The organism is Deltaproteobacteria bacterium (assembly GCA_020845775.1).
In the GTDB taxonomy this organism is placed as follows: Bacteria; Bdellovibrionota_C; UBA2361; order SZUA-149; family JADLFC01; genus JADLFC01.
The window spans coordinates 53,662-60,684 of record JADLFC010000121.1; the positions used below are offsets into that span (position 1 = coordinate 53,662).

At 43.5% G+C, this 7,023-nt stretch carries 5 protein-coding genes; 3 read left to right on the forward strand and 2 right to left on the reverse strand.

What is annotated here, in order from left to right; genetic code table 11:
* Positions 1-4 precede the first annotated feature (4 nt).
* Together IT291_08195 and IT291_08200 are read left to right on the forward strand one after the other, a co-directional pair.
* Positions 5-1,390 (forward strand): radical SAM protein, encoded by a 1,386-nt coding sequence (locus IT291_08195; protein ID MCC6221202.1) that lies wholly within the window; start codon positions 5-7, stop codon positions 1,388-1,390.
* Entirely contained in the window at positions 1,387-2,364 is a 978-nt protein-coding gene (locus tag IT291_08200; protein MCC6221203.1) for a hypothetical protein, read from the forward strand. Before IT291_08195 ends, IT291_08200 begins: the two co-directional genes overlap by 4 nt.
* Positions 2,365-2,434: 70 nt before the next feature.
* Here IT291_08200 and IT291_08205 read toward each other — a convergent pair whose 3' ends face one another.
* A complete protein-coding gene (locus IT291_08205; protein MCC6221204.1) occupies positions 2,435-4,099 on the reverse strand; it encodes a trypsin-like peptidase domain-containing protein in 1,665 nt (554 codons plus the stop codon).
* A gap of 115 nt (positions 4,100-4,214) precedes the next feature.
* Here IT291_08205 and IT291_08210 point away from each other — a divergent pair, with 115 nt between their 5' ends.
* Positions 4,215-5,564, forward strand: a complete 1,350-nt coding sequence (locus IT291_08210; GenBank protein MCC6221205.1) for a glycosyltransferase family 39 protein — start codon at positions 4,215-4,217, stop codon at positions 5,562-5,564.
* On the opposite strand, the gene IT291_08215 is transcribed toward IT291_08210, so the two are convergent.
* On the reverse strand, positions 5,532-6,785 hold the full coding sequence (locus IT291_08215) for a glycosyltransferase (GenBank protein MCC6221206.1): 1,254 nt from the start codon (positions 6,783-6,785) through the stop codon (positions 5,532-5,534). The genes IT291_08210 and IT291_08215 overlap by 33 nt on opposite strands.
* Positions 6,786-7,023: the final 238 nt, after the last annotated feature.

Genomic DNA, 7,023 nt, shown 5'->3' on the forward strand with positions numbered 1-7,023 from the left:
TTCTATGCTGACGAGAGTTTTTAAACGGTTTACTAAGCCTTCTAAGCAGAACCCTAACCTTGACGAAGTGATTAGCGGCATTAACCTTTCTTGGGTCGATGAGTTCATAGAAAATGTTCGGCCATACGTTTTCGTTAGAACAGAAGATAACATTTTAATAAAGCGCCCCAACAACGCGGTAAAGTTAAATCCATCGGGCGCTAAATTTTTGAAATTCCTATTGGAGGGCCATAAGCTACATGAACTCCTTAGGGCGGTTGATTCCGATGTAGCTAAATTAAAACAGCTTGAAGAATTCCTGCGAGCCGTTAGATTGCATTTGGAAAACAAGCTGGATCCTCTTGTCCATATGCCCGCAGTGGAGATCCTTCCTTTCGACATGAGTTTTAGTGAGTATCCAGTTTTGTCAGAAATCGCGCTTACGTATCGCTGTAACCTTCGATGTAAATTCTGCTACGCTGGCTGCAACTGCACGACTAATCCAGTAGGCAGCAAGCATGAACTCAGTTCGGCAAACATAAAGAAGGTTATTCATAAACTCTTTAACGATGCAAAAGTGCCGTCAGTTAGTTTTACAGGCGGAGAGCCTACGCTCGTGAGCGAGCTTTTCGACTACATCTCCTACGCAAAAACGCTTGGAATGAGAGTAAACCTAATTACAAATGGCTCTCGCATTACAGAAAAATACGCTCAAGCCCTAAAGGAAAGCGGGTTGGACTCGGCTCAAGTAAGCGTTGAAGGAGTCAATGCTGATACTCACAATGAAATTGTGCAGGCGAGCTCATTTGCTAAATCCGTTGCTGCAGTGCGCCATTTAAGGGAAGCTGGGATATTTACGCATTCCAATACAACTATCAATCGAATAAACTTAGCAGAATGCCTAGAGTTCCCGCGTTTCGCAAGAGACATCTTAGGTTGCAATCGCTTTAGTATGAATCTCATGATCCCCACCGGAAGCGGTGAGCTTAACGATGAGATGGTAGTGCCGTATTCTGAGATAGGGCCATACATAGAGCGCATTCGGGACGAAAGCGAAAAAGTTGGCGTGGAATTCATGTGGTACTCGCCGGTTCCCATGTGTATGTTTAACTCGATTGTAAATGGACTTGGGAACAAGGGTTGCAGTGCCTGCGACGGGCTTATTTCTATCGGCGCTAATGGAGCACTTTTACCCTGCGCTTCATATGACGAAAATTTGGGGGATTTTCTTTCCGAAGATTTTTCGACCTTGTGGAAGTCATCTAGATCAGCGCAATTTCGCAAGAAAGATTTAGCGCACGACGCTTGCAAAAAGTGCGAGCACTTTCACATATGTAACGGCGCATGTCCCCTTTACTGGCGGAATCAAGGATACGAGGAGCTCACAAAAACTTTAGGAGACACTAATTGATGCTTGCAACAATGTCGCTCCCTACATCTAAGTCGGCAATTGTGGTATTTCGTCTTTTTCCTTCACTTGGTTACGCCAAGCGAGTAATCCTGTCATTCTTGGCTATTGTTGCAGGTTTCTCACTTCAGGTTCTAACTATGTATTTTTTTCCTGGAATTGTTTTAGTGGCTGTCGGAAATCTATTTCTCTTAACTAAGGGTTACGACAACAACGTCGATTTTGGTTCCTTTAAACCAAACTCCCAGTGGCAGCGAGCTACCAGGGAAAAACTCCTAGAAATCAAATCGCTTAGCAAAAAAATAAAGATTTGGGACAGAAGTCTTATCGATATTACCAATGGCTTTGGACTGCTGACTTTCTTGATAATCGCCGGGATCTGTGGATATGCTTACCTATATGCAATAGAGGAACGTATCATTTGGATTCAATTATTAACTGTCAATCTAGCACTCCTATTTCTTCCACATTGGATAACAGGCGTGCGGACGATTTTAACGCAAGCAAACCTGATTCTAAAAGTAGATTGCTTTCTTGAATTGCTGAAAAAGACAGCTGGAGAGATACCGAACGATGAAATAAGCGTTTCACTCTTAGTCGAAGAAGACAAAGACAAGGCCTTGCCTTCAGACGTTAAGCTTATTTTAAAGCCTAAGAAATCACATCCGGATTTTCTGGGTTTACAAGCACAAATTGCGCTAAATGTCGTTCAAGGCTCGTCCTACATTTACTTTTATGTAGTCCTCTTAGCTAAGAAAGGCTATGGCCTAAATGACTGGGGCACGACATCTTATGCCGCTCTCTCAAACACTATAACTGAATTTTCCTATCAGGATGACGTTGAGGTGCTAGTAATTAGGCAAAAAACGACTAAAACTTCTGGCTACTATACAAAACCCAAAGTCGTCACTAGCCTTTTTCTGTCAGGTGCTAACTTTGCTAATATTGCTTGCGAAAAACCCTACTCGCAACATTGATAGAATAGGTGCTTATGAATGCGGATGGGCATAAATAACATAAATGCCCATCCGCGCACTTTGCCTTTACCTAGGCGCAGGTCTTTCTACCTTTTTTCCCCTTACACCTCCCAGAACAGCACTCGGCATTAGTTGTGCATGACTCGCCTTTCGCCTTTAATGTGCACCCCGTGCAGACATTTAGACTTTCATCACAAGCCTGTCCAACGCACGGATTGCTGCCGGGCTGGCAATCGCCACTTACGCATAACTCAGCGCCATTGCAAAATAGTCCGTCATCGCATTCAGCATTTGCAGTGCATCCTCCAGTCGAAGGATCCAAAAACTCTGCAACCTGACTGTAATAAGCAGCCAATGCTCCATCTACAGTTGCATTGGAAACTGAGTCGCATACGTCATTGCAGTTATACCCACAGCAACCGGAAAGCTGCCCAACAACCTCGCCGTTTGCATTGACTACTGGCGAACCGCTACTTCCACCATCTATAGCTCCGTCTATATCTCTACTATAAATGCGATCTCCCCTAGGCCATTCCCAGCAGGTAGCTGCTGTCGTGCTTACCTGATGATGCGAATAAACCTGTGGGCCAAAATTTGGATTACTCACGCGATACAAATTTGCTCCATTAGAGAAAGCAATAGCCGACGCATTCCAACCCAAAAACACGGCTCCAATTGGAAGGCCACCGTTACCTAGCTTAAGCAAAGTAAAGTCTGCATCTGCCCCAGTCGCTAACACTGTAGCGCCAGTTGTGTATGGCGCTGGGTTAACGGGACAAGTTCCGTTACAGACATCTGTGGTGTAATTAAAGTAAGTCTCAAGTGTGCTATTGCTTGTACTCAAACAATGATTAGCAGTGAGAAACAACTTTTCTTGAGTGCTATCATTCGTATCGGCAATAAGCCCTCCTGTGCAACTATAAATGTAAAACCCAGCAATCCATTCCATCTTCGCCACTGCTCGCGCTGCATTCGCAGCTGGGCCGAGGTCAGCACAGTTAGCATCAATTACGCAATCCTCATTTCCACATTGTCCGGACGACCATTCGGACAGCTCTTTAGAGTTAAGAAAATTCCTGCCAATATAACCTAAGTCGCTAAGGGTAAATTTAACTTTCTTCAAATCCTCTTTAGTTGGGAGCGTTTGAAACTTTACAACAACACTTATGCGTTCAGAGAAAATAGCGCCAGTCCAAAAATCCCCATCCCCATTCGGACCTTTAGCCTCATAAGGCCCTCGAACATCTCCACCTCTGCTAAAGACGTAAAGCTTGACACCATCAGGCAAAGAAAAATCGACAAAATGCAATCGCAATGCCTGAGCTTCTGGCGATTTAATTGACGCCGCCCAAATTAGTCCGCCGCCCTTAGTTTGGCGAATCACGCCAGCATTAGGTTGACCATCAGCCAATCCCGCAATGCTAATTAAAGTAGGAATAGACTTTACCAACCCAACGCGTAAAGGCACTCCACCTCGCGGCTGTGGTTTTGCTAACTCACTTCTCTCTTCCTCAGTTAGCGTCACAGTGACTGGCACATTATCAATATCCCTTGGGAAATCAGCCGATAGGGAAGAAAAAAGCTCAGCCTGTCTTACCGTATGCGCCTTTTCATCCAATCCGTTCTTAACAACCTCCGGTGAGTTGCTAAAAGTCGACTGCCGCTCAGCAAAAGCCGAGGCATTGATGCCCAACAAAAAACAAACTAATATCAAGAATTTAATAGACCTTTTCATATTTACTCCTCTAAGCTTTGAAAGGTTTATAATGGCACGCGTATCATAACCAACTGTCATGACTATATACACCCATGCTGCAAATTTGTCGAAAAAGATACTAAATTCTTTAAGTATGCGTGAGGACTGTGCTTTTAATAGTAGCAGACAGGGCCTTCCGTTAGCAGTATCCTGCCTCTTGGTTCTAGGGTTTTTCTTACGGCTATTTTATCTAAGCTATACTGACTACGATGAGCGGATGTATGACGTCACTTTGCCGACGGGACATCTCGACTACATAACTCATGTTGCAACGACTTTGAGCCTTCCGAATCCATTGGAGAGCTGGGAATATCACCAGCCGCCGCTTTACTATTGTTTGGCAGCAGCTATTTTTAAGATTACTTCTTCTCTCGAATTTTCGCAGCAAGTGTTATCTCTTCAACTCCTGTCACTTGCCTTTGCCATGATATTTCTCATCGTGGCCGCAAAATGTTTTCATCTGCTTTTTGCCTCTACGCATTCACAAATTCTAGCAAACAGCTTTGTAATATTCTGGCCTTCGAGCATTTTGCATTCTACGCGCATAGGAAATGACGCCTCTTACTACGCGATTTATAGTATTGGGTTTTACTTTGTTCTAAAATATTTTTTTAGCAATAAGCCAACTAATCTCGTAATTGCGTCAATATTTGCTGCTTTATCCACATTGACGAAGGCAAATGGCCTAATATTAGTTTCAATTGTTCTCGCAGCCATGCTTTTAGCGATCCGCAGGCGAGATATTTGTAAAGACAACTATGGAACTGGAGTTAGTATTTTTGTTATATTATTGCTTGGCGTAGCACTAAGTTTCGGAGACAATTTCTACTGGCAGTTGCAGCACGGAGCAAGTGGAACAGATTGGCTCTTAGGCGATTCACTGCGCTTTATGAATCCCGAGCTCAGAATCCGAAATGATTTTCTTAATTTTTTTTATTTTGATGTCATCGCTTTTTTGTCTAATCCATTTGCTGACACCTGGCAGGACGAGGCAGGACGACAATATTTCTTAACTACCTTTTTAAAAACCAGTTTATTTGGAGAGTGGAAATACGCTGATACTCCACCGACATGTAAATACATTGCTCAAGCTATAAGTGCCATGTTGCTATTAATCATTCCTTGCACCATCTACGAGTTACTGTGCTTAACGCGAAGGCGCGGGCCTTTTTTTTATCCCATGTTACTAAATATTTTAATCCCTTTTATCTTTATACTCTGCTATCGCGTAAAGACCTCTGTCGCGCCCGCGAGCGACTTTCGTTACATACTGCCAAGTCTTTTATCTATGGCCTTTTTTTATACTAAAAGAGCCGATGGATTTGCCCAGGCTGGTTCGAGAGTGGCAACGGTTCTCATGTACTTACTTTTGGCGTTATTTGTAATATTTAGTGCGAGTTTTTTCATTGCTCTAAGCTTCGAGGCTCCCCGTTCCTCGAGCTAGCTGACTCTGACTATTGACCTCACTAACTTCCTCAACTAAATCGACAAACGCAGTTGCAACGGTCTTCCAGGAATACTTTTCTTTAACCAAATTATAAGCACTCTCCGCGAGTTGAATTTGCCGATCGCGGTTTTCCAGCAAATTTACGACTTCTTCCGCAAATTTTTCTGCGGTGTCTGCGATGACAATATCTTTCCCAGCCACTGCCTCAATGCCTTCCATGCTTATCGATGTAGCTACAACTGGTATTTTCATTGCCATAGCCGTTAAAATCTTATTCTTCACACCAGTGCCCCACCTTAAAGGACAGACGTAGACGCTTGCTTCAGCTATATGAGGCCTAACATCCCGAACTGTTCCAGTCACCACAAGGCTTGTCCCATCGTGCAGCGCTTGTACCTCTGAGGGGGGATTCTGACCAATTATCCAAACCTCAACTCCAGGAATGCGTTCCTTTATTAAGGGTAGGATCGACTTACAAAAGTACAAAGCCGCATCGCTGTTTGGCCCATACGACATTACTCCTGTAAAAACCACCCTGCATCCGCACTTGTTCGCGTCTAGGGGCCTAAAATACTCCGTATCTATTCCGTGAGGTATCACCGCAAGATTCGCAGTTGGCACGTTTTGCTTAAAGGATTTAGCATCATTAGACGAAATTGCCGCTATCCGCGTCGCCATTCGCGCCGCCCATTTTTCATATCTCTCTAAGGACAAACTTTCTAAATACAACAACAGTCTCTTTGTCAACCTGGCCTCATTTTGCGCCTGTCTTCTGACTAAAAGCGACAAGCAGTCGCAAGCATCCAAAATTATCGGCAAGCGGTTATCTTCGGGCAAATACTGCATCATCTCCAAACCATCCACGTACACCAATGCCGCTCCACTAACTTCTAAGAACCGCTTAACCATATCCGCTGTAGCGCGATGATAGGCTGGATTCGAATACTTGCTTACTAAAGATGCCACCTGGTGAATTCTGTGCCACTGCCGATCCCACCAATTGCCGCAAGATAAAACTGGCCACTCCTCTATAGTTTCAAAAATATCTGCTCCATCTATCTCCGAACGGAACCAGCTACTTAACTCTTCTGTTTTTTTTAGATACATCAAATGTAGTCTATTGTGTTTGGCCAAGAGTTTACAAAAATAAAAAAGCCTGGGAGAACCAGGCATACTCGGCGTGACAGGAACATTTGATGCCAAAACGAGGATATTCATTAAAAACGCCAATCGCTATACCGTTTCCAAAAAGTATAACAAGAAAGACCGCATAAACAGGCAAACTGCCCTGGTTTTGCAAAATATAGCATCTGCCACAAAAACAAGAAATTTATACCGTTTCCAAAAAGTAAGTTAAATATTTTACTTTTTGGAAACGGTATTTGTTGTTTATTGGCAAGTGCTTACGCACTTGCTGTTTATAGCATTTACAAAAATCCTTTTTGTAAATGCTATA

What these genes read in the sequence shown, in the direction of transcription:
- IT291_08205 (MCC6221204.1), bottom strand. Translation starts at nt 4,099, where the DNA reads ATGAAAAGGTCTATTAAATTCTTGATATTAGTTTGTTTTTTGTTGGGC.
- IT291_08210 (MCC6221205.1), top strand. Translation starts at nt 4,215, where the DNA reads ATGCGTGAGGACTGTGCTTTTAATAGTAGCAGACAGGGCCTTCCGTTA.
- IT291_08215 (MCC6221206.1), bottom strand. Translation starts at nt 6,785, where the DNA reads ATGAATATCCTCGTTTTGGCATCAAATGTTCCTGTCACGCCGAGTATG.
- IT291_08195 (MCC6221202.1), top strand. Translation starts at nt 5, where the DNA reads ATGCTGACGAGAGTTTTTAAACGGTTTACTAAGCCTTCTAAGCAGAAC.